Annotated in this window: 22 protein-coding genes; 1 reads left to right on the top strand and 21 read right to left on the bottom strand. The window is 43.9% G+C overall.

From position 1 onward, the window contains the following. Positions 1-17 precede the first annotated feature (17 nt). From IT393_06545 to IT393_06645, 21 genes are all read right to left on the bottom strand, one after another. Entirely contained in the window at positions 18-1,175 is a 1,158-nt protein-coding gene (locus IT393_06545) for a hypothetical protein (protein ID MCC7202298.1), read from the bottom strand. A gap of 13 nt (positions 1,176-1,188) precedes the next feature. Continuing rightward, positions 1,189-2,517, bottom strand: coding sequence for an O-antigen ligase family protein (locus IT393_06550; protein MCC7202299.1), 1,329 nt, complete (start codon positions 2,515-2,517; stop codon positions 1,189-1,191). 25 nt (positions 2,518-2,542) lie between these two features. Further along, on the bottom strand, positions 2,543-4,003 hold the full coding sequence (locus IT393_06555; GenBank protein MCC7202300.1) for an oligosaccharide flippase family protein: 1,461 nt from the start codon (positions 4,001-4,003) through the stop codon (positions 2,543-2,545). Positions 4,004-4,016: 13 nt separating this feature from the next. Further along, positions 4,017-5,072, bottom strand: a complete 1,056-nt coding sequence (locus IT393_06560; protein ID MCC7202301.1) for a hypothetical protein — start codon at positions 5,070-5,072, stop codon at positions 4,017-4,019. Further along, positions 5,065-6,168, bottom strand: a complete 1,104-nt coding sequence (locus IT393_06565) for a glycosyltransferase (protein MCC7202302.1) — start codon at positions 6,166-6,168, stop codon at positions 5,065-5,067. Before IT393_06565 ends, IT393_06560 begins: the two co-directional genes overlap by 8 nt. A 46-nt stretch (positions 6,169-6,214) precedes the next feature. Further along, positions 6,215-7,027 carry a formyl transferase gene (locus IT393_06570; GenBank protein MCC7202303.1) on the bottom strand — a complete coding sequence of 271 codons (813 nt, stop codon included), beginning with the start codon at positions 7,025-7,027 and terminating at the stop codon, positions 6,215-6,217. Beyond that, on the bottom strand, positions 7,006-8,145 hold the full coding sequence (locus IT393_06575; GenBank protein MCC7202304.1) for a glycosyltransferase family 2 protein: 1,140 nt from the start codon (positions 8,143-8,145) through the stop codon (positions 7,006-7,008). The genes IT393_06570 and IT393_06575 overlap by 22 nt, the downstream gene beginning before the upstream one ends. A gap of 13 nt (positions 8,146-8,158) precedes the next feature. Further along, positions 8,159-9,289 (bottom strand): GNAT family N-acetyltransferase, encoded by a 1,131-nt coding sequence (locus tag IT393_06580; GenBank protein MCC7202305.1) that lies wholly within the window; start codon positions 9,287-9,289, stop codon positions 8,159-8,161. Then, on the bottom strand, positions 9,289-10,311 hold the full coding sequence (locus tag IT393_06585) for a polysaccharide deacetylase family protein (protein ID MCC7202306.1): 1,023 nt from the start codon (positions 10,309-10,311) through the stop codon (positions 9,289-9,291). The genes IT393_06580 and IT393_06585 overlap by 1 nt, the downstream gene beginning before the upstream one ends. Positions 10,312-10,327: 16 nt before the next feature. Further along, positions 10,328-10,939 carry an SGNH/GDSL hydrolase family protein gene (locus tag IT393_06590; protein MCC7202307.1) on the bottom strand — a complete coding sequence of 204 codons (612 nt, stop codon included), beginning with the start codon at positions 10,937-10,939 and terminating at the stop codon, positions 10,328-10,330. A gap of 143 nt (positions 10,940-11,082) precedes the next feature. Continuing rightward, on the bottom strand, positions 11,083-11,697 hold the full coding sequence (locus tag IT393_06595; protein ID MCC7202308.1) for an acyltransferase: 615 nt from the start codon (positions 11,695-11,697) through the stop codon (positions 11,083-11,085). Between the two features lie 21 nt (positions 11,698-11,718). Continuing rightward, positions 11,719-13,329: an exosortase W gene (gene xrtW / locus IT393_06600; GenBank protein MCC7202309.1), complete on the bottom strand. Its 1,611-nt coding sequence runs from the start codon at positions 13,327-13,329 to the stop codon at positions 11,719-11,721. Between the two features lie 5 nt (positions 13,330-13,334). After that, a complete protein-coding gene (locus IT393_06605; protein ID MCC7202310.1) occupies positions 13,335-14,165 on the bottom strand; it encodes a DUF3473 domain-containing protein in 831 nt (276 codons plus the stop codon). 10 nt (positions 14,166-14,175) lie between these two features. After that, positions 14,176-15,306, bottom strand: a complete 1,131-nt coding sequence (gene wecB / locus IT393_06610; protein MCC7202311.1) for a UDP-N-acetylglucosamine 2-epimerase (non-hydrolyzing) — start codon at positions 15,304-15,306, stop codon at positions 14,176-14,178. Positions 15,307-15,337: 31 nt separating this feature from the next. Beyond that, positions 15,338-16,903: an AMP-binding protein gene (locus IT393_06615; protein MCC7202312.1), complete on the bottom strand. Its 1,566-nt coding sequence runs from the start codon at positions 16,901-16,903 to the stop codon at positions 15,338-15,340. Next, positions 16,904-17,908 (bottom strand): hypothetical protein, encoded by a 1,005-nt coding sequence (locus IT393_06620; GenBank protein ID MCC7202313.1) that lies wholly within the window; start codon positions 17,906-17,908, stop codon positions 16,904-16,906. Next, positions 17,905-19,452: an acyl--CoA ligase gene (locus IT393_06625; GenBank protein MCC7202314.1), complete on the bottom strand. Its 1,548-nt coding sequence runs from the start codon at positions 19,450-19,452 to the stop codon at positions 17,905-17,907. Before IT393_06625 ends, IT393_06620 begins: the two co-directional genes overlap by 4 nt. A 6-nt stretch (positions 19,453-19,458) precedes the next feature. Further along, the gene (locus IT393_06630) at positions 19,459-19,719 is read right to left on the bottom strand and encodes an acyl carrier protein (GenBank protein MCC7202315.1); all 261 of its coding nucleotides are present in this window, start codon (positions 19,717-19,719) and stop codon (positions 19,459-19,461) included. Next, positions 19,688-21,691 (bottom strand): asparagine synthase (glutamine-hydrolyzing), encoded by a 2,004-nt coding sequence (asnB, locus tag IT393_06635; protein ID MCC7202316.1) that lies wholly within the window; start codon positions 21,689-21,691, stop codon positions 19,688-19,690. Before asnB ends, IT393_06630 begins: the two co-directional genes overlap by 32 nt. A 154-nt stretch (positions 21,692-21,845) precedes the next feature. Continuing rightward, on the bottom strand, positions 21,846-22,313 hold the full coding sequence (locus IT393_06640; GenBank protein MCC7202317.1) for a hypothetical protein: 468 nt from the start codon (positions 22,311-22,313) through the stop codon (positions 21,846-21,848). A 105-nt stretch (positions 22,314-22,418) separates the two neighbouring features. Continuing rightward, positions 22,419-22,607 carry a hypothetical protein gene (locus tag IT393_06645; protein ID MCC7202318.1) on the bottom strand — a complete coding sequence of 63 codons (189 nt, stop codon included), beginning with the start codon at positions 22,605-22,607 and terminating at the stop codon, positions 22,419-22,421. Between the two features lie 247 nt (positions 22,608-22,854). On the opposite strand from IT393_06645, the gene IT393_06650 reads away from it, so the two are divergent. Further along, positions 22,855-23,169, top strand: a complete 315-nt coding sequence (locus IT393_06650) for a hypothetical protein (protein MCC7202319.1) — start codon at positions 22,855-22,857, stop codon at positions 23,167-23,169. The last annotated feature ends 124 nt before the right edge of the window (positions 23,170-23,293 follow it).

A 23,293-nucleotide genomic window follows, 5' to 3' on the forward strand; every position in this document is an offset into this window, starting at 1 on the left:
ACTGCCTCATGGTTGTTTTAAAATCTCCTCTCATAGGGTGTCACTCTGACATTTATAAAGACATTATCCCTTGTAAGGTCCGTTCCAAGGGTTCGATGGGCCGTTTGCTCAAAGTGAGAATACCCTGCATTGACAGTCGTGCCAGCAGAGAGCCGCCATCCGCCGCTGAAACCAACCCTGTAAGAGGTTATATCAACAACATCTATCGGTTTTGTATTGTTCTGATAATAAGTCCCAAACACAGAAATATTAAATGAATTGGTAGGTGAGTAATTCCAGGCAAGCGAAAATGTTTCACTGAGATTCAATAGATTAGTTAACCCCATTGTGTGAGTTGTGGTTCTTGTGTATCCGGCACTGACAGAAGACGATTCAAATGATTTTCTTAGCTCTGTATTTGCCACCCAGTCGTAAGATTCATTGACCGAGGGTGCATAAACAGCGCCCACGGATAAATCCAAATTCAGAAATGGAGAGAAGTCTTTGGAAAAACCGAACAATAGAAAATGATTTTCCAGTTGTGTCGTGCCATCGGATGTAAAAAAGAGATGCGTTGCATACGTATATCTTGAAGTTAGTGACGTACTGTCAGTAATGCGATAATTTCCGGAGATTCCTGCTGAGTCGCTTCTGCTGTCAACGGATATGCTATTTTCAAATTGCATCATGCTGTCCGACAAATTCAGAGACCAGGAAGCCCGTTGTGTAATCTGATGATTCACCTGAAGAGACGTTGTATTGGACCATAGACCATCATTCGAACGTTGTATGCCTGTCAGGGCAGACTCTAATAAAGATTCTCTTTCATAGCTAATCGCTTCATTAGCCTCCAGCGACCATTTCCTGGTAAGTAATGCATTCAAACCAAGGGTTGCATAATGATTCACACTGTTAATATCCGTATTTTTATAATGAAAAGAGGCCATGGCCCTGTAGAATCCGTCAAGGGTCCACTTTCCCCGCTCATTGAGAACCTGTAATTGAGGAGAAAGGAAGATAATAACATCGTCATTCATCGTTTCGTTATTGGCTGCTACAGTCGCATTGTTATCGTATCTAAGTTCAGCAGAAATTGCATGTCTAACAATAACGTCTGCCCTGCATACCGAGCCATACCCACATAAGGCCACAATAATAAAAAAAATAGTTGAGATTATTTTAACTCTATAGGACACAGCCCTTCCTTTTTCAAACGACAGATTTCTGTTTGATGAATAAATTATCCGGCATATGGTTTTCCAGCGTCATTAAAATCCCCCGGTCTACAAATCCCCACAAAATCCAGAAATACCCCCCCAATACAAAATAGGACCACCGGTCACCAAATACGTTTGCAATCATGCAGGCAATAATGGTGCCCATGAAACCAAATCCGAGCCCCTGGTGAAACGTAGTTGTTCCTGTCCTGTACAAACGCCAGCCGCTGCGCATAGCCATCATAAGAATGATCAATAATAAAATAAGCCCGATAACACCTTGCTCAGACAGTGTCTTCATATAAAAATTATGCGTGTCCGTGAGTTCTCCTTCAGGCACCGTAAACCCGAAACCACCGAATCCGATTCCGAAGACCGGATTCTGCTCAAACAAACCATATGCATGTTCCCATAAATTAAACCGGTGAGATGCAGAACCTTCAAGCTCTCCGGACGCAGTCTCCGTCATCATGATTCGATCCGCTACAGAAGAAGGCAAGACCGTGGTCCATGCCAGCAGAATAACAGCAACACCAATCAACAGAGTCCTTTTTTTGAAGATTCCGAAAAATGTAACCGTGCCCAAGGCTGCTGCATATGCCCCTCTTGAGTAAGAAAAGAAAAGCGGATGAAGGCCAAATAATGCCGTAACAAGAAACAACACGTTCCTCCACCTGTCCTTGTCAAAGAGAATAATACCGACAAGAACAGCACAATATTCGGCAATAAAGGCTCCGAGATGATTCGGACCTAAACCGACCGTTTCAAAGGGGCCACCAACCCTTTTATCGAACTGAAAGGATACACCGCCTGTAAAATTACGGTAGCTTCTGACAGAAATCAATAAAATAACGAGGGACATTAATAAGATAGCGGTTTTCTGATGCTTTTCATCTTTAATGACGTTCAAAGCCAGAATATACAAAAAGATCATCTGCGCATAATTTTTCCAATCAATAAATAATATATTCTCCATGCTTAAAGGTGCTGGGAGTGAAAATCGAAGGCTGCTGTTCCACACGGAGATGTAACTGATTAAAATAAAAAGGATTATGACCAAGGAGGCGCGCGTCCCTGCGAAACCCTTCTTTTGAATAATAATCCCAAGGAAAATTGCCAAAAACAATAAATCCATAAAATCTTTTCCCAGAGGATAGTCGAACAATTTGTACCAGATGTTGGGTTGAGGAATAAGTAAAATCATCAGGAAAAATCCCCACTCAACCCTTTTGAAAACAGTGGCAATCATAATAAGGATTCCACCAATATAAACAAAGAGCGGAAGTGCAAGCCTGAGAAAATATTTGAATGCAGTCAGCATCGGTAAATGAAGGTCAGAAAACTGATTATTTTAGCGGAAGCATGCTCAATACTTTTAGACGGATATCTTTTTCTATAAAGAACACACCGAATGAAATAATTAATAAACCTGCCGCAACTTTAACAAAAAGATTAATCCATACTTCGTCTATGACGATCTGCCGAACGACAAGAAACATCACTGCAGACAGCGCCAGATGATACGCAATCGGCTTTAAATTTACCCTAATAGTCAGATGGTTATGAGAAAACATATACGTCAGTGCAGAGGATAACATGCAAGCTGCCAGCGTAGCCACGGCGGATCCCATAATCCCATAGACCGGCAAGAGGAATAAATTCAGGATGATATTCACTATGACCGCAGTTAACATGATTGCCAGAATAACCCTGGTTTTTTTGCCAAGGTACAGCCCGGCATTCAGTATGTTATTCATCCCCAGAAAAAATGACCCGAACAATATTATGGGAGAGAACTGAGCTGCCTCGAGATACCTTTTCGAAGCAAGGGTAACCAGAAGGTCCCGCGAGACTAACGTATAACCAATACAAATGGGTATAATCGCAACCAGCAGGTAATGCATACACTTGCTCAGGAACTCTTCTGTCCTCTCTCTTCCTTCTTTTTGGTAAAGGGCCACATAGATGGGTACCACAGCATAAGACAGGGAAAACATCATCATGTCGCTTATATATGAGGCAACGTTATATCCCACAGAATATATACCAAGATCATCAACGCCCTGATAGGCGGCTATCAGGTATCGGTCTGCATAGGACAAAAGGAGATAGGATAATTCCGTAATAAGCAGAGGCAACCCAAATTTAACCAGACTCATGGCAAGACTTCCGGATACCTTGCTCAGAACTATTTTATAATGCGTAAAAAACCAATAGAACAAGATAATGGATACAAACAATTCGGATAACACCAGCCCGATAAAGTATCCATAGAATGCTCCAATGATGTAAAGGAGCAACAGCAGGGAACAGACGACAGCCGTTATTTTCCCAAGCAGATTGATAAAATTGAAAAAGATCGTCCTCCCTGTGACCCGCAGGATATTAAGAATAATAACATTCAATGGACGCAATAAGAAATAACCTGACATTATCATGAAACAGACAACATACTTAATGTCCACATTTAAAAACTTGCGAACTGTCAGGAAAATAACAATGTACAAGAAAACAGTTGATAATGAGAATACAAGGCCTCTTATAACTACGGTTGATGAAAATATATCCCGTTCTTCAGGTGTACTATCATATTCTTTATAAAATCTGACAATTCCATCGGATAATCCGGCCTTGGCAATGGCAACGACTACAAACATGGTTGTTGTCACAAGGCCCAGCATCCCGTACTCTTCCCGGGAGAGAATTCTGGTCAGTATAGGAAAGCTTGCAAGTCCGACCAATAATGACAAAGCCTGCCCGGTAAGGAAATGGCTGTAGTGGAAGAAAAATGTTTTTACTGATGACATAATCTACTTCACATTAAACTTCTTTGTCCCTGTGAGTTAAATACCATTTGTGTCCATCAAAAAGAGAAGACGCCTCTACGGTGTTCTCATTCTGCTTTATCATCAGCTTTTTATTGTTGGAACGTTTTATAAAACCAAATAGGGATAACTGAAATCCTGATAAATTATTTCTGTCCATTTTCAGTGTAATCGAAGAAAGTTTCTCATCTTGTTTTGCAACTCTCAGGAAATGATACAAAAGACAGGTCCCGTAATCTTTCCCATGGAGACTCGCAATATCCTCAATAAATAATTTATCTTTGTCAGTATAAAATACAATATAACCGCATAGTTTATGATGTCTTAATAATGTAAATATCCGGTATTTTAAAAGAGGATGCTCTGAATATCTCCACCTGAGATATTCGCTGTTTCTCAGCCCGATGATGATATCTGCCTTATTGATGTTGTTCCAAAGCTCATCAAACCTCTCGTCAAAATCAGAAACGAATTCTCCGCTGTATTCTGAAGATGGCCTGAGATAGGTCTCAAGGTATATTAACTTAAGGGCATGGTTGAGCGGGTGGGAAATTACTTTTAAAAGAACGGGCGATTTTAAAAGACGTTTAAACTGATGTTCAAGGTCAAGTATTTTGACATATCGCTCCAGCCTTGACACCGTTTGCCATTTCGCCTTTTGTAATGGTCTTGCGGCATCTTCATTAGGTAAAACGATACATGCGTCAAAATCATTCATCTCCCCCAATCCCGATAAATAATGAAACATCTTCCGGGCTATACCCTGACCACGACATTCTCTTGAAACGGAAATATCGCCAAGCACCCCAATGGGGCACAACCGATTATTTATCATATAATAATCGGGAACTACTGAAAGAGAACCTACTTTTCGTCCCTGAGCTGTCTCTGCCCAAACGATAATCGGCTTTAACTGCTTACATGGCCTGTTTAGGTATCGCCAGTCAAAATAGGTCTCGGATTGTATTATCTCCCGGTTTGCATTCCTGAATGCGATAAAATCATATTTACTTTTTTCATAAGATGTACTTAAAAATGTGATGTCAGCCATCTGCAAGTCTCTGATAGAGTTTCTGATAAGAGTAAAGCATAACATCCAAACTCATTTCATTTCTGATTTTCTCACGTGCCTTTGTTCCTAATTTTTCCATAGTCATTTCATCATTCAACAATTTTAATATATGCCGGGCCAGCGTCTGATAGTCATCAAGAGCAAAGGTATACCCATGAATGTCATGAATGATCAGATCCGGATTTCCTCCACTTTTAGAAACAACACATGGAATTCCGGCGGCCATATATTCCATTATGGCATTGGAAAGTCCCTCGGCTTCGGAACAATTGACTCCGATTTCCATAATAGAAAGATAGGGAATTATCTCCTTTTGTTGACCGACAAAACGGAGATATGGAAGAATCTGCAATGAAGCAGCAAGGTTCCTTGTATTCTCTTGCGATGGTCCGGAGCCAACAAGAATAAAGATTACATCATTTCGATGTTTTAATACCTCGTTTGCCGCCTTAACAAAAGTCTCATGGTGTTTCATAGGTCTAAAGTTGGCTACAATTCCAACAACTTTATGATTCTCCGGAATATTCAATTGTGATTTCAAATGATTGTCCCTTTTGATACCTTTAAACAGATCTGCGTCTATGCCATTATAAATAACCTCTACTCGCTCATCCGGGATACCCTCTCTCTCAAGTGTTAATCTCTTAACCATATTGGAATTGGCAATTACTCTTTTAACAAATCTGTTTGCAATCTTAGTGGAAAACAGATAACTGCCATTCATCCACTCGCCGTAGTCCCGTCTGCTTGAAATAATATTCCTGACACCTGCCAGTCTTGCTGCAAGAACACCCACGATATTACTAACAGGGAAGAACGTATGAAGGATATCAGGCCTGTCATCCCTGAAAAAACTTACAAGCCTCAGAAAGTTCATATAGGAGTAAGGCTTTTTAAATTGCCTTATTTCGAAGATACGCGAACTGCAATCTAAAGAGGACCCATTGGCCTTAAACCATGGATGATCAGCCAAACAAATAAGTTGCACCTGAAATATTTTCTTGTCCAGACCATTGATCATTTTTATAAGCTGATTTTCCGTACCTGCCAGGTCTGTATCTAATATATCAATCATGTATGTAATCTTTATGGGCACTTTCATCTTTAAGAAAACGGCGGCTTCAGATCAACCGGTAGCCTCTTTTTTTGAATTCCAGCACATCTTTTTTGGTCGGGAATGTGAAGTAGGTTGCTTCTGTTGAAAGATTGGGTATAGATTTTAATGTTTTATTTTTTATACCCTTGATTGCCTCAATCATCAGCCGTCCGCCGAATCTTTTCGTTCTCCGGATAACGGAATCCAGGCTTTCCCCGGGTAGTAGCAGCGTCTCTTGTTGTAAAAGGATATCGCCGTCATCAATTCCAGGGTTAATGCGGTGTATGGTTGTCCCGACTGCTTTTTCGCCGTGAAACATTTGCCAGAAATTGGGGAGCATCCCCCGGTATTTTGGAAGTTTCGCATTGTGGATATTGATGCATCCATCTTTGGGTATTTTGATCAGGCCTTCTTTGAAAATCTGTGGCGCTGCCACTGAGATTATCAGGTCAAGATCCATCTTACGAAGATCGTTAAGGAAGTCTCCGGCATTAATATTACTGCACGTCTTTACAGGAATTCTATAGTAACGACATACCTGAGAAATGGAATAAAACCGCTTTAGAGACATTATGTTTGATAGACGGTCTCCGGCTTTATAATAAACATATCTTAGGCTCATCCTCACAAAATCCGCCAGACCGTAGAAGTCATACATCTGTTTTATGAGATTATTAATACTCTTTTTCCCCATTGTTGGGGCAATGACAACACCTTTGACATCTTCTATAGGAGTATAATCTTTGAAGAACTCTTCAAAAAACAGACGTACATAGAAGGGGTCTTCCTGGGTAATAAACAGGATATTAAACGGCTTCATTTTCGAAGGGTTTCCCATGTGACCGCTTTGTAACCTCTTAAGGTCTTATAGAGTGAAATAACTGAGGCTATATTGACTGTAGAAAAATACAGGGGGACCGAGACAAACTTAAGTTTAATATTCCATCTTTCCCCGACCCAGCCCACAAAAGCCATTCCATAAAAGGCAATTTGCAGTATGAAGATTATTTTGTAGAAGGGGTTGCTCAATAGAAAGAGATTTGACAGGAAAATAACTACGAGGAATAACGGAATTAACCACCGTAGCAACTTGTGGGAAATCAGTTGAAAAGAGACAAATCCATATCTAAGAGGATTGAACAGCTTTTTCATGTATAACATGCCACGCATACCTCTTGATATGACCCGGATCCGCATATAGAACTCTTCGGCAGCCTTTTCCGTAGTCTCCTCGTGGGCGATTGCATTCGGCTCAAATGCGATTCGATATCCCTTTTCCAATATTTTCAGCGGTTCAACCAGATCACTGATAATATCGGGTGGAAGGGGTTCATACAATGTGCGTCTGACGGAATAGATACAACCGCAGCAGCCTGTGATGGTACTGATCCTTGTCTGGCAACTTTTGATAAGGTTCTCGTACTTCCAGAACAGGATGTTGCCGATGCCGATAGATGCCCCTGTGGGATTATAGTATTCATACCTGCCGCTGACGGCCCCTACGGTGGGGTCGGCATAATTTCGCGCTATATTTTTTACGGCATTCCGGTCAAACTTAGTCGTGGCATCGGAAAAAATAATAATCTCTCCCTTCACCATTTTGACCGCCTGATTTTGCGTCCCCGTCTTACCAACCCGGCCTTCTACCCGTATCAACCTTACCCCATGAGAAGAGAACTGCCTCACTATTTCATCCGTCCGGTCCGTGGAACCATCCGATGCTACAACGACTTCAAGTTTATCCTTCGGATAATTTTGAGCAAGCGTATCCCTGAGTTTGTCAGCTATGTTTTTCTCCTCATTGTATGCTGTGATAAGGAACGTCACCCGGGGCTCGTATTTCCCGCTTTTAACTGCGTTGTTAAACACCCGTGAAAGAAGCATGATAAAGAGTGAATATCCGACATATGTATAAAATATGATAAATGCGGTTGCCCAGAACATGATCTTGGCTATGGTCACTTTTCCCTCAAATTACAGAGTGGTGTCCGATATATCTCTTCAAACTATTCTTGATCACATTCTTTGATTCAAGAATTCTTTTTGAAAGGTTTCCCCGGAGAGTCTTATTGTAGATTTTGATGTCAAAAAGAGTCCTGCCCTGGTTTGTCCAACCTTTTTTATATTCTTCCTCACCGCTGAGAAAATTATATTCCTTATGCCCTTCTGAAAAACTTTCCTGAATAAGTTCATACAATAGTACTGTTCCCGGACCGTAAGAATCCCATTGGGGATTAAATCCCTTCTGATAAGAAAAGACACACCCCTCGAAGATGAAATTATATGAAGCAGCTATGACCTCTGAATCTTTTCTGAGGGCCCTCAGAGAAACCCAACCCTTTCCCGCGATTCTTTTTATTAAATCCCTGTGAAAATTAAAGATATTTTCCCGGGCAAATGTGCTTTTGATGTTCTTTCTCCTGGCCCGGAGGTCATGGAGGTCAAATAAAGCATTCAATACATCAGTGTCTTGTAACAGATTGGCAGGAATGTATTTGACCCCATGTTCTTCAAACAATTTCTTTCTCCTGCTTCTAAGGTTATATCTCTTCTTTTTGTTAAAAGCACTAATGTAATCTTCAAAACTTCCGGCCAGTGGAATATAGAAGGCCGCAGACGCCTCTTTCACCTCAAAGTCAAATGGAGACTCCATGTGTGTGTCTGTATAACTCAGAAATGAAATAAACCGGCTACTTTCTATCAAACGTGGCAAATGAAGTATGTCCCAATCCGTATATTCATTGGTAAGAAAATCAAAAATAGCGCTGACACACTGTTCGCTTTCTTCCTGCGAACAGATTATGTCCAGATGGTCTGGATAGAGTTCCTGACTGGCACAGTAACGCAGGATACGGCCGGACATCCAGTCTTTTGATAAGGCTTCCACATGGGAATACAACGGCAAAATACCCCGTAGTTCAGTGCCGTCATATACAAATAACAAGATGATTTGATTATCTTTACCGAAGTGCTCCCACCAGGTATAAACCCACTCCCATGTGCAGAATATATTGGGAAAAACCATTTCTGAAACTAATTTGTTCCATATATCTTTATTTTCTTTAAATTCACTAATGCCGGCAATCCTTACATCGTACATTATGCCCGCCCGCCTGAAACTTTTATCTTGAAAAGATCAAAGGAATCATAACGGCCTATTCCCACCCTTGGAATGGCAAAAAGAGACTCTCCCATTTTCCATGGCCTTGCCACCGTTGTAAGGCCGCATTGAAGCCCTGATTTCTTTACCATATTGATAACAGTGTCATTATAATTACCGTTAGGATAAGCAAAATAATGTATTGGACGCTCGATCCATGACTCAATTAACTGTTTTGATTTGTTAACACTGATCCCGATGTCATAGTCCTGCAGTTGGGTTAACAGATTATGACAGTGTGAGTGAGCCCCGATAGTTACAAGAGGACATTCTGACAGTTCGCGTAATTCATGTATCGTGAGCGGGGCAACGTGATAGGAGTGTCTTTTTGTGGTAATATGCACATCGCTCAGGATATCATCTACAACGTTTTCTCTCTTGTCAGGCTCCAGTGTCTTGAGATCTGAAAGGAGCTTTTCCATTTCTCTCCAGTTTTCTGAACCTTTTGAGGCATTAATCCTGTATTTTCCCAGCGATGAATAAGTCAGATCAATATCAATCACCTGTTCACCTTGCAACCCGTTGATTACGCGGTCATACCAGTAGATACCCTGATCCTGTATGGCCCTGGTCGCTATGAAAATGGTAACCGGCAAATTCATATCTTTCACTATCGGAAGGAGAACCTGCCTGTTCCCGGCATAACCATCATCAAAGGTAACAACAGCCATTGGTTTTTGCTCAGCGCCCCCATTAGCCTCAGTCATATGAGCAATTGCATCTCTCAGGCTAACTACCCTGAAATGGTTGGACAGATATTCCATCTGTTGTAAAAAGTCACGCTTTCGAACCACTGTCCAGGCATCTATCTCATCCTCGTCATTGGCTATTTCATGATACATTAATACAATCGCCTTGCCGTGAAGTCTTGCCTTCCGCTTGCGACTGAGCAGTGCCTCGAGTGAGATTATTTTATAGGCAGAGGCTTTCAGTATCTTCTTGACTATATTTCTGGACAGCACGGTTGTTGAGCACTGTTCAAGTGGTTATACCCAGCATATTTTGCAGGAGGTTATCCATTATCCCGTATGCCTTTTGGTTTAAGTGGAGACCGTCGCCGCTTGTCAGGTCATCCCGGAGAAAACGGCCTTGTCCGTCTGTTCGCAGGGCTGCTTCAAGATCAAGAAGGGGTATACCCTCTTTTTCCGCATATTCACGAACCCAGTCATTAAATTCCAGGATAGTTTCATTCCTTCCCTTACGTCCTTCTGCATGCTTTTGAGTAACCGGCACTGTAGTTGCCAATATCAGTTTAATGTTGTCCTCCCTTATACGCTTTACCCACTTTGTCATCAACGTCTTATACTCTTCCAAATCGCCTGGGAAATAGGCAGCACATTCCTTGATGATTATAGTATCCGGCCGTTGCGGGGATGGTTTAAAGAATCCTCTCAGGTATGTGCGTGTCAGGCGAAACTTCCTTTTCGGCCTCATCAGTATTTCTTCTATTGCCTCTGTTTTATCATACTGATAGGCGGCAACAGACTCAAATATATACCCATCACTCTTTGTCCTTAGTGAAAAATCAGAAAGCTTCCACGCCTTTCCAACTGAGGCGCCTACAAGCATTATCCTTTCCTTCTTTGTCATAGTCTTCTCCATTGGGGTACTGCTACCGGATGAATTGCAACTGGTCAGCATCAGTAACCCAATAATAAAAGTTAAAAACGATGAAAAAGCTTTATTTCTTTTATTCATAAAAATAACCATGGCAATACCTCACTCAAATAAAATTATAGCTCTTTTAACTCCTTCTCGAAGACCTTTAACAGGTGCTCTCTTAGCTTCTTTCTGTTTTCATGGAAATGTTTTGAGTGCCACCAGTCTTCACCAGGATCAATTACGATATCCGGAGGTCTTTGTGTCTTCCATCTTTCAACACACTTTTCTTTATATTTTAAAACAGAGCCTATTGGCCTTGCCGGGACGCCCATGACAATGGTATCTGGCGGCACATCTGTGATCACTACGGAATTTGCACCTACTATAGAATTTTTCCCTATGCGGATGTTAGGGAACAAGACCGCGTAACCCCCTATGACACAGTTGTCTTCGATTACAATAGGGCCAAAAACCTGCAGATCAGGTATCTCATCCCTGAATATCCAGGGCCCGCCATCATGTGTCATGAAACTTACTCCTCCTGCAATAGTAACATGATTACCTATTTTCACCAAATAGGATTCTGCACCGAGGCTGCTCGGTATAATACTGCAATTATCCCCAATCTGCGCCCCCTGTTCCCTGAAATATTCAGCTATTGTAAATCGGTCATACTGCCTTAAACGAACGGCCTTTCTCTTTCTTGAAATATAGGATGCGATAGACTTAAACAATTCGAATATCATCTTTTCCTTCGTGCCTGCCCATTACTTGCCAGGGAGATAGTTGTGAACAGCAAGCATTGCATCCCGGATAAAACGCCGCTCATTCTCAAATCCATTTTCAGGTTGTTCCTGTTGTCCAAGCGGAGCAGATATGGACACTAATGCTCCATTGGTTCTGCCATATACAAGCGCATCCCATATAGTATATAGTTTAGCTATATAACGATTCGCGACAACACGGCCATTTAAACTATACCAGAAAAGGACAGCCTGGGGCGAATTCCCTTCATTTAATACTACCTGATTGACCTTATACTTTTTTCCATCCACTCCTGTGATCCCCACAGTCCCGTCACCCCGATGGAATATCCACGATGTCTTGTACATAATTAGTTCCTTCCCCTGCTGCTGGTCATCGAAGTAGGCAATATATAGCTTTACGGTATTGCCAATCTTGTCCCGGTAAATCCGCATCAGTTCTTCATCCGCCCAGTCGAGCCTCAGCGTATACATTCCAGGATCAACATCTTCTCCCTTCCACTCTCCAATAATCATTGGAAAGGTCATGAAGCCATCTTTGAGAGGGATGGGAACCGTACGGTGAAGATAGTAGTAGCCTCCTATCGCCATAAGAAGAACTATTGCCACAAACAAGGGCATCCTGAACTTACCACTTTGAGCAGCTTCAAGCCATTTATGCCATTGATATCTTAAATCAGATTTTGCGCCCTTCAGTGATTTTCCGGATATTACAGGATACTTGTCACCCCTGGGCCCCTTACTGAGAATCCATGCCCCGACAAAAAGGACAATAAACCCGACCCAGCTTACGAACACCCCGTACAGAACATGGAACGGGCCATGGATGTCTGCGTCTCCATTATGATAGGCCCACACCCCGATCAGGGCGACCCTGATCCCATTCGCAATGATTGCGACGATTACAGCAAATAGAACGAGTCCGATTTTTCGAAACCAGGTTCGTTGCGTCACATGGGCTAAAGGGATCCCAATAGCAATAATGGAAACAAGAAACCGGACGCCGCTGCAGGCCGCTGCCACCTCCAGCGTTACCCTTGGCAACTGGATATAATTGGCTTCCTGATAAGCAGCGAAACCAAATAACCTAAGGAGCCACACTCCGATATCGGCTGCAACAAGCTGAAACGGCCAGTGAAACCAATCAACTCCCTCCCCGAAGATTTTGATCATAAAAAGGAGATAGGCAATCGGTAAGGCAAGCATCCTGAGGCAAGCTACACCCAGGAGCAGGGCGATCAAACCTGCAATCATAACCAGCATGGATAATTCCTGCAGGACTGCTATCTCACCGGCCCTGCCAAAGTTTAACAGGAAGCCGGCTGACAGGATCAACAAAACCCCGATTTTCAGATTTGGATTAGACCGGATATCCCTTAATTGTTCCCGCTTAACCCATACCAGGTAGAGTGAGATAAATGGAACAAAAAAACCGTGGCTATAGTCATCACTGCTCCACCACATCTTAAGCAATGCCTGAAATGTTGGGAAGTACAAGACTACAAATGCCGCAAGGAGGAAGAGGACTTGAACGGGTATCCCTCGTATAACAGCAATATCCCGTACGGCAGGAACATTTAATGACCCCGGGTTTTCTTTATCCATACGCTTCATAATTATTAATTTGAGATGAGATCCCTGACAGGCGCAAACCTGAAATCCCTCAGCAGGTATCGAAGGTTTCTTTCCATCTTGGCTAAATTGACATAATGCCTGAACTTAGACAACAGACTTCCCTGAAGCCTCGGTTGTTCCACATCAATTTCCCAGGGGTGCAAATATATAATTGCCGGTTTGTTTTCTTTAAGATTTATCTTTTGGATGCCCCAGCGGATAAAGGAATACGGTAACAACCTCATATAGCCTCCTCCGGCAATAGGAATATTTTTCTTTAAGAAAACGACTGTTGAAAGGGGAATTTCAGTGATGGTCTGACCGTTGCCACTCCCTATCTCGTAAATGAAACGGGCGCCGTCCGGGATTCCATAACGATCATGCATAATGGGGAAAATGCTCGAATCATAAAGAAAACCTTCTGAAATCAAAATGTCCAGCGCCCATAGTGAATCTTTCGTAATGGAATAGCTCGGGGCCCTGTACCCTATGACCTTCTCTCCGATGATGTCTTCGAGGATTCTCCTGGAACGTCTCAGGTCTTCTTTGAATTGATCCGGGGTCTGCGAATAGATCAGCTTGTGGGCATAACCATGGCATGCGACTTCGTGTCCCTGGGCATGGATACCCCTGATGAGGTCTGGGTGTCTTTCTGCCACCCAGCCGAGGACAAAGAATGTCGCCTTTACATTGTGTTGTCTTAGAATTGCGAGGATGGAGTTCGTGCTGTTTTCCACCCTGCTTTCGAACTTGTCCCAGTCTTCAAAATGTATCCGGTCAGCAAAGGCTTCGACATTGAAATATTCCTCTACATCAATAGACAAGCCGTTGATCATAACCTGCCCATCAATCTGGTTTGATACGCTCCAGGATAATATGGATAATCCTCCGGGCCGCCATTCCATCACCGTAAGGGTTTTCGACCCTCGACATTTCCTGGTAAGAATTCTCATCAGTTAAAAGGGTGGACACTTCCCTGACGATATTGTCTTTATCCGTCCCAACGATGCGTGCAACCCCTGCCTCATATGCCTCCGGTCTTTCTGTCAGTTTCCGCATCACGAGAACAGGCTTCCCAAGGGAAGGGGCTTCTTCCTGAACGCCGCCCGAGTCCGTCAGGATAATGTGGGCACGCTTCATCAGATGGATGAATGTCAGATAGTCTGCCGGAGCAACAAGGTGAATCCTCCCGACATCTTTCAGGATCTGATGTACGGTTGTCCTGACAGCAGGATTAAGGTGTACAGGATAAACCACGTGCAAATCCTGGAACTTTAAGACTAACTCCTTCAATGCCTCGCAAACATTCCGCAGCGGAGTATCCAGATTCTCCCTGCGGTGAGCGGTAACGAGGAGTATCCGGTTTCCATCCCATGGGATCGAAGACAACTCATCGTTATCTTTAAAAGAATAAGGTAATTCAAGGGCATATCTGAGCGCATCTACGACGGTGTTCCCGGTAACAAAGATCCTTTCTTCAGCGATGCCTTCATTCAGGAGGTTTCTGCGTGCAGTAGCCGTCGGTGCAAAAAAATAATCCGAGACACAATCCGTAAGTTTCCGGTTTATCTCCTCAGGATAGGGATTGAATTTGTCGAAACTCCGGAGCCCTGCCTCCACATGTCCTACAGGAATCTTACAATAAAAAGCGGCGAGGGATGCGGCAAAAACGGTGGTGGTATCTCCCTGGGTCAGTACGATATCAGGCCTCGTCTCCTGAATTACACGCTCAATGCCCGCAAGGGCTGTGGTTGTAATATGAGAAAGGGTCTGGTTCGGCTTCATAATATTAAGATCAATGTCAGGTTTAATGTCGAACACCCGGAGTACCTGATCCAGCATCTCGCGGTGTTGAGCAGTTGAAACAAGCACCGGCGTCAGCCTGTCCGGATACTTCTTCATTTCAAGGAGTACCGGCGCCATTTTGATAACTTCCGGCCTGGTTCCAAGAACTGATAATACTTTGATCTTTTTCATATACGGCTGCTTCTAAGATACTTATGAAGCCTCATAACTTGACTGCAAGTCCTTCAGATTCTTCTTTCAGCGCCAGCTTATTGATCTTGCCTGTCTCAGTCTTTGGAAGCCCATTGCTAAATTCAACAACCTTCGGGACCATAAAGTCCTCAAGATGCATAGCACAAAATCTGATAATGTCTTTACCCTTTAACTTTATCCCATCCTTTAAAACAATAACTGCCTTGACAGCCTCCCCGAGTATTTCATCATTTACCCCTATAACAGCCGCCTCCGCAACGCCCTCTATCTCATACAGGATATTCTCAACTTCCTTTGGACTTACCTTCTCTCCCCTGCTCTTGATGATGTCATCCTTTCGTGAAACGAAGTAGAGATAGCCTTCTCTGTCCATTCTGAACAGGTCGCCGGTATAGAGGACCATCTCTCCCGGAAACGGGCCTGGTTTCAGCCTCTCGGCAGTCTTCTCAGGCAACCCCCAGTAACCGCGCATGATGTTAGATCCGCGCACGACCAGTTCACCAATCACATCAGGGCCAACCCTGTTGCCATTTTCATCCACGATGTATGCCTCAGTGTTCGGCATGCCCTTACCCACCGAATCCGGACGAATATCCAGTTGGTCCGGAGGCAGATATGAGACCCTCTTGCATTCTGTCAGGCCATACATGGAGTAAATCCTGGTCCCGGGAAAAAGCTCCCGGAGCTTCTGAATGTGAGATACGGGAAGGGCAGCAGCAGTATTGCTTATATATCTGAGGCAGGAGAAATCGTGCCTTTTGATGTCATCCATCTGCAGCAGAATGGCCGATATGGTCGGAACTATGGGAAACCCGGTAACTCTTTCTTTCAAAATAGTCTGGATGATCCTGTATGGATACATGTAGGAATTTTCCAGTATTACCGTTGCCCCGGCCTTGAACCCCATAATGACCTGATAAAGGCCATAATCAAAAGACAAGGGAAGGACATTCAGGATAATATCATCCGGCGTATTCTCAAGATAGGTCGTGATGGAATTTGCTGCTGAAACCATATTAAAATGTGCCATCATGACCCCCTTGGGAAACCCTGAGGAACCGGATGTATAAATAATTGCTGCAAGGTCTGCGTCTATGACCCTGGGTTCTGGCTGCATCCTGTTACCATCAAGCAGAATGCTGTCCAACTGAAAAATCTTCCTGTCAATCAAACCCAAAGGAATATCTTTACCGCTCAAATAGACCTGGCTTAGAGAGGGGGTATTATTACAGGCATTGGCAATCACCCCCGACATCTCAACAGCGCTCAAGACTGCCCTTGCCTGACAGTTATTGAGGATGTATGTAAGTTTCTCCGTCCTGGTCGTGGGGTTGACCGGCAGGAATATGCATCCGGCTTTTAGTATCCCGAACATGCATATTACAGCCTCCAGGGAATTTTCCATGAAGAGCGCTATCCTGTCGCCCCTTTCAAGCCCCTCACCAATGAGTGCATTGGCAACCCTGTTGGCCATTTCATTTATCCCACCGTAGCTGTAGCGCCCCTTGGATGTAATAAGGGCCGTCTTGCCGGGAAATCTTTCAGCGCTCTGTTCAAGGAATCTGTTCAGCAGCATCTACACACCCTCATTAAGTCCGAGTCTGTCTTTGGCTATCTTCAGGAGACCGGGTGGCTGTGTGCCGTAGATCTTCTTGTAGCCATCTTCCCTGCTCATAGCCCCTTCCCTTACCATATTGGCAATCTCCCATACATAGGGATGGAAGTTAAATCGCCTTATGTGGACGTCATTGGCAAAGGCATTCAGGAGACAGTTGGTTGAATTGGAGTCAGTGTCATCAGGCACCTGCCATCCGATCCGTGAGATATCTTTGAGGATCTCTTCTTCATCGTATTTTAGAAAGGCCAGGGGATGTACATTGTATGGAAAACCTTCGGTATTGGCATAGTGCCTTTCTTCAAGGAAATATGTATTTACCTCATCTCCGGCCAGTCTTGAAAGGGGACCCTGTGTTGCAGCCTGTGTCGCCTTAATCAATGCAGGATTGGTGCGGATAACGGAGGACTGGACCGGCGCCTGTCCGGGCGACCACCCGAAACCTATCAACATGATATTCTTTTCAAGCGCTGTCTTAAGGGTGGCAGATTTCACGATGCCAATGCAGGAAGTGCAGATAGTACTTGCCCGCTCCAGCGTCTTTTTTGAATATATATCTTTGTCTGCCGCACCCCTGAATATCTTTTTCATCAGATCAAACCGGGGTTTAAATATCAGATGATCAACACCCAGATTCTCTGTTACGTTACACATATTCCTGAATGCCTGTTCTGAGACAAAACCATTGTCAATGGTAAGGGCAAGCACCCTTAGATTGTAGCGGTCCCTGAGGATCTTTAATGTATATGTACTGTCCTTACCGCCGCTGTAAGCCATTAAACAGTCATATGATCCATGATTTCTGTATCTGTCAACAAGTTCCAGGAATTTCTCCTCATATTCTTTTTTATGACTTTGCAAGACCTCAATACCCTGGAAATTACGGCAGTGATTGCATACGCCTTCGCTGTCAAACGTGATTCCCGGAAACGTATCCGGGAGGATGCATTTTTTACATGTGTTCATTGGTTTACCTCGCATGTGAAAACCTTTTTTAACTCTCCCTTTTTTATCTTTCCACTGTCTGTCCTGGGTAAGGATGAGACAAAATGGATCGTCCTGGGCATCTTGTATACCGGCAGATTTTCATGACAGTACTGCAGTATCTCTTTTTCCTGACATGAAAGGCCCTCTTTTACAACAATAAAGGCAGAGATTGCCTCGCCAAGGATCGTATCCGGCTCACCAATAACTGCTGCTTCAGCAATCTTGGTATATTTCAGGAGGATGTCTTCAATTTCACGGGGGGCTATACGATGCGCCCCGCTCTTTATCATTTCAGTCCTGCGGCCCAATATATAGATATAATCTTCATTATCTATCGTCGCTGTATCCCCTGTTAAAAGCCATCCGTCACTCAGTACCTTCCCCGTATCTTCCTCTTTACCCCAATACCCAAGCATAATATTGTCACCTTTGGCCCTGACTTCTCCGACTTCGCCTGGTTTGACCTTCTCCCCATGTTCGTTTCTCACCTCAAGAGACACCCCTGGAATCCCCTTTCCAACAGATCCGTGCTTTCTTAACAGGTCATCAGGAGGAAGGTAGGATAAACGTGCGGTTGCCTCGGTCTGTCCGTACATGATGTACAGCTTTGTGTGAGGAACGATGCGGGTAATCTCAATTGCCATATCGTGCGGCATGGGTCCCCCTGCCTGTGTAATGTAACGAAGAGACGGAAAAGACATATGCCTGAAGTTGGAACGGTTCAGGAGTATCGCAAATGTGGATGGCACACCCGCAAAACCAGTGACAGACTCCCTTATGATAGTATCAAGGACAACATTGGCATACATGAAGCGATTATCTATCACCAGGGTGCCGCCCTGCATGATATGCGTGAGCAGGAGTGAGTTTCCGTATGAGTAGTAAAAAGGGAGGACAACCATCACGCTGTCATTACTGGTCAGTTCGAGATAACTTACAATGGATGCCGCATTACTGAGAAGATTCCTGTGCGACAACATAACTCCCTTTGGTTCGCCGGTAGTTCCGGATGTATAAATTATAGAAGCCAGCACATCATCCCTGCGGTCTAAGGTCGAAAAAGATTCTTTTCCGTAATTTAAACATTCATCAAGATACAGGATCCTGGGATCTGCCTGTTGATTCTCATCCCTCCTGTCACATGACATGACAAACCTGAAGGGGCAGGAATTATCAAACGCCTTTTGAATCACTGGAAGCGCCGCTGACCTTGATATGATACCCGTAGGGGTACAATCCATCACAATACCCTGAAGACCGGCACGTTTAATATCAGGATTGATGGCCACAGGAACGCCTCTGCTTAAGATAACTCCAAAATAGGCAACTAAATACTCCAGAGAGTTTTCCAATGCAATGATGATACGGTCTCCCCGGCGGACACCGCAACTCCGCAGGGCATAAGCAAGCCGTAAGGCAAGGGAACATAGCTCACCTGAGCTAAGCCTTGTCCTGTCATGAATCATTACAGTCTTATCAGAAAATCGTTCTGCTGTATCTAATAAAATCTCGTCAACCGTCATATCGCGTTACACCTCAATGGATTTGCGCATGACAAACTCGCCAAGCCTGTTGATTGAATCCATATTTTCAGGCACCAGGTCTTCATCTTCCACCTTTACTGAAAACGTCTCTTCTATGAAGCCGACAAGTTCCAGAATACCCGTGGAATCAATTATCCCCTTTTCAAGAAAGGAATCATTATCGGCAATCTGATCACTGCTGCCTCCATACAAAAAGTTTTCAAGAATATACCCCTTAATCTTTCCCTTGATGTCGGCCGGTTCCATTTGCCCTCCTGTTAATAATATTCATATTGCTGTCTCTAAGGGACATTTCCGATTCAAATTTCTCGATAAATAGACGGTGGGTCAACTGAAGGGATAAGATGCCTACAACAGCCATATTGTCTTTAAAACCTATGACCACACCCTTCCTGCATTTATTAATAAGATGCCTGACTGCCTCTGGTTTAAAATAACCGTATTTTCTTATGCACTCATCAGACAAGAGCTCTTCCACATAATCCGGAGTGGCTCCGTTAGAGAAAAAACTCTTGCTGTCAGGGGCAAGGTACGGCTGTTTGGACCTTTTCACGATGAGCTTTGGCAGAAGGTCTTTCATGCATTCCTTCAGTATGTATTTCTCATTAAGCCCTTTTATCTTGTAATGAAGAGGGAGCCTTGCGCAAAACTCCATCACCCTGTGATCCAGAAACGGGAACCGGCCTTCTATGGAGTGGGCCATAGCCACCCTGTCACCCTGTGATGAAAGGATATAGCCGGGCAGGAGATTTTTTGTCTCAAGGTACTGAGCCCTGGCCACAGGCGGCCATTCACTGAATCCGCTGCACATAGCACCCAGCAGGGAACCCTCGGCAGATTCCTTTCCTGCAGCATTTATTAATTCTTCGGAGAAGAAAAGTCTTGTCATGGATGTGCTCTTCCATCTGGGTCTGTGAGAAAACAGAGGATCCGAAATATCAGAGCCCCCCCCGCTGAAGAATGCCTCTTTATAGGCTCCGGACTGAGTCTGAAAGGCAGGCAGGTATGGATAAAGTTTTTTCAGCAAAAGGGGTCTGCGCCTTGAATCAGGATACCTTGCACAGAACTGACGAATCTTGGTCTCCTTGAATATGTCGTACCCGCCCAAAACCTCATCCGCCCCCTCGCCTGTCAGTACCACCTTAAGTCCATTTTCGCGAACAAGCTTCGATAGCAGGAATAATGGGGCTGGAGCAGTTCTCAGTACCGGTTTCTCAGTATGCCAGATGACCTCCGGAAAATTATCCCCGATATCGGAATATTTACACCTCACTTCATGGTGTTGCACACCAAGTGCCCTGGCCATCTCCCTCTGATACTCACTTTCGTCATAATCCTTATCCTCAAAGGCTACAGAAAAGGTCATCAACGGGGACTGATTCAACTGCCTGATTAACGCCGTTGTAACAGATGAATCAAGACCGCCGCTCAGATATGCGCCCACAGGGACATCAGCCCTGAGTTGCAGCATCGTTGCATCCGTCAGGAGATACCTTAACCTCTCTTTAGCTTCTTCAAATGATACGCCTTCAATTTCAGGTGAAAAATCAATATCCCAATACTTCCTGATCAACACATTCCCATTTTGTAAAGTAAGATAATGGGCTGGCGGAAGTTCATACACCTCCTTAAACGCCGTCGCCGGCGGAACAGTGCACCAGAGTGTGAAAATCTGATTTATAGCGGCAGGTTCAACTTCCCTTTCGATCTCACCAGTCGCAAATATTGCCTTTATCTCAGATGCAAAATAAAATCTGTCATGGTTGCCGGCATAAAACAACGGCCGTATACCGGCCCTGTCTCTGGCAAGAAATAATTTCTTTCTGTTCCCATCCCATATGGCAAAGGCAAATTGTCCATTTAATTGATCAAGACACCCTTCACCATACTCTTCATAGAGATGGATAATAACTTCCGTATCCGAATGGGTTGAGAAGGCATGCCCCTTATGCAAAAGATCCCTTCGAAGCTCTATATAATTGAATATCTCGCCATTAAAGGTAATCCATACTGTGCCATCCTCATTGGACATTGGCTGCTGTCCGCCTGAAAGGTCAATGATACTAAGCCTCGCATGCGCCAGTGCAACCTGATCATTTTTATAGACTCCAAACTCATCCGGCCCCCTGTGTTTGATTGCAGAAAGCATCCATTTAATCGTACCTGACGAGACCTCTCTGCCTTCCTTTTTATTTAATATGCCGGCTATTCCACACATGATAATAAACTGTCACTGCATTATGGCAGGCTGCCGCCATTACAGGCACTTAACCTGATGCACCAAAATGAAGCATTAATTCTTTCGGCAACCACATAAGTTGCTTTAGCAATCTAAAAACAATAGTGAAATCATGAAACTAACAACGCAGGATTTACGATGTTTTGCGAAGACTCGTGGAAGACACTACTATCCTCGACTGTGATGCTATGGCATTAAGAAGTATGACAACCCTGTCTGAGTCTTTGACGCGGCTGTCGAATATGCCGCTGATTCCTTCCAATGGCCCCTCCTTTATCTCCACCTTCTCCCCTTTTGTAAATGACGGGGGATCAAGAACCACATAACCATCCTTGATCCTGAGTCTTATGCCTTCAATCAGTTCCTCATCTACAGGGGCCGGAGTATTACCGAAACTTACAACTGAACTGACACCCCTTGAGTATTTCACTAATCTGTACTGCTTTTCTGCGTCAAATCTGGCAAATATGTATCCTGTAAACAGTGACTTGGTTGGTCCTGTCCTTGGATAAAAGATCTCAACTCCGGATTGTGCGAGAAATGCCTCAGCAACTGCCTCCTGCCTTGGCTTAGTGTGAACTGCATACCAGTAAAGTTCCATAGTCAATTATACGAATAGAAGCAAATTATATGCCAATAAAAATATTGAGTTATGTTGATTTTGTTGGGTTTTTGGGCTGAAATACTATTCTAATTTTAACAAGCCTTATCCCTTGAGAAAATTAATACCCATCTTGTTACCTTCTTTTCCTAACATGGATGAGACATCCTCCTCAGAATTCAGTTTTTTGACCTGTATGACAATATAATAATACACTATAACGAGTACTTCTATCAATAGGTCACCTGAAAATGCCCCTAAGTACCTGTCATTCCACGGAACCTGTCCCCGCATGATTTAAGCGGGGAGTGGGAATCCAGAATCAGGCCATCGGTCTGGATTCCCGCTTACGCGGGAATGACATTTGTCATGAAGCATTGTGAGCCCTTAGCTGTGCTGCTAAACGCCTTACGTCCTGAGCTGTGAGCGTGCCGAACAGTCGAAGGACGAACAATCGAAGGGCCGTGATTATTCATTAGAATTGACTTCTCTGACCACCGGGTTTATTCTTAGTTTATCAAGTAGATAGAGAGGGTTTATTATGCGCTTTCCAAGATGTGATGTTCAGCCGTCAGGGGAGGGATTCTACTGCCAGTGCATAGGATGCAAGGCTGTTTCCACGATAGGCGGCTGTATACTTATCCCTGAAAAAACAGGGGTCTACCGCTACGACGGAGAAACCCCTCACGGAGGCATTCTTGCGTATCTCTACTTCACCGACCCACGCGGCAACCTTACGAAAAAGGAGGATGCCAGCTATGTTGAAGTACGGGAGCTGGACAAGAATGGCAACGTGCTGCATGTGGATTTTGGGGTGGTGGATGATCTGGGGTTTACGCTGCGAAAAGGATCATGAAAATCCCCCTTAATCCCCCTTTTTCAAAGGGGGAAATTAGCTCCCCTTTCAAGGGGGAAATTAGTTCCCTTTTCAAGGGAGAAATTAGTTCCCCCCTTTTGTAAAGGGGGGCGAGGGGGGATTT

Source organism: Nitrospirota bacterium (genome assembly GCA_020851375.1).
Lineage (GTDB): Bacteria > Nitrospirota > 9FT-COMBO-42-15 > HDB-SIOI813 > HDB-SIOI813 > RBG-16-43-11.

Bases quoted from the DNA above. Each gene is read 5' to 3' on its own strand.
- IT393_06625 (MCC7202314.1), bottom strand. From the start codon at position 19,452: ATGACGGTTGACGAGATTTTATTAGATACAGCAGAACGATTTTCTGAT.
- IT393_06560 (MCC7202301.1), bottom strand. From the start codon at position 5,072: ATGGCTGACATCACATTTTTAAGTACATCTTATGAAAAAAGTAAATAT.
- IT393_06605 (MCC7202310.1), bottom strand. From the start codon at position 14,165: ATGATCAACGGCTTGTCTATTGATGTAGAGGAATATTTCAATGTCGAA.
- xrtW (MCC7202309.1), bottom strand. From the start codon at position 13,329: ATGAAGCGTATGGATAAAGAAAACCCGGGGTCATTAAATGTTCCTGCC.
- IT393_06570 (MCC7202303.1), bottom strand. From the start codon at position 7,027: ATGGGAAACCCTTCGAAAATGAAGCCGTTTAATATCCTGTTTATTACC.
- wecB (MCC7202311.1), bottom strand. From the start codon at position 15,306: ATGAAAAAGATCAAAGTATTATCAGTTCTTGGAACCAGGCCGGAAGTT.
- IT393_06650 (MCC7202319.1), top strand. From the start codon at position 22,855: ATGCGCTTTCCAAGATGTGATGTTCAGCCGTCAGGGGAGGGATTCTAC.
- IT393_06590 (MCC7202307.1), bottom strand. From the start codon at position 10,939: ATGACAAAGAAGGAAAGGATAATGCTTGTAGGCGCCTCAGTTGGAAAG.
- IT393_06615 (MCC7202312.1), bottom strand. From the start codon at position 16,903: ATGCTGCTGAACAGATTCCTTGAACAGAGCGCTGAAAGATTTCCCGGC.
- IT393_06550 (MCC7202299.1), bottom strand. From the start codon at position 2,517: ATGCTGACTGCATTCAAATATTTTCTCAGGCTTGCACTTCCGCTCTTT.
- IT393_06645 (MCC7202318.1), bottom strand. From the start codon at position 22,607: ATGCGGGGACAGGTTCCGTGGAATGACAGGTACTTAGGGGCATTTTCA.
- IT393_06620 (MCC7202313.1), bottom strand. From the start codon at position 17,908: ATGAACACATGTAAAAAATGCATCCTCCCGGATACGTTTCCGGGAATC.
- IT393_06595 (MCC7202308.1), bottom strand. From the start codon at position 11,697: ATGATATTCGAATTGTTTAAGTCTATCGCATCCTATATTTCAAGAAAG.
- IT393_06640 (MCC7202317.1), bottom strand. From the start codon at position 22,313: ATGGAACTTTACTGGTATGCAGTTCACACTAAGCCAAGGCAGGAGGCA.
- IT393_06565 (MCC7202302.1), bottom strand. From the start codon at position 6,168: ATGATTGATATATTAGATACAGACCTGGCAGGTACGGAAAATCAGCTT.
- IT393_06580 (MCC7202305.1), bottom strand. From the start codon at position 9,289: ATGTACGATGTAAGGATTGCCGGCATTAGTGAATTTAAAGAAAATAAA.
- IT393_06630 (MCC7202315.1), bottom strand. From the start codon at position 19,719: ATGGAACCGGCCGACATCAAGGGAAAGATTAAGGGGTATATTCTTGAA.
- IT393_06555 (MCC7202300.1), bottom strand. From the start codon at position 4,003: ATGTCATCAGTAAAAACATTTTTCTTCCACTACAGCCATTTCCTTACC.
- asnB (MCC7202316.1), bottom strand. From the start codon at position 21,691: ATGTGTGGAATAGCCGGCATATTAAATAAAAAGGAAGGCAGAGAGGTC.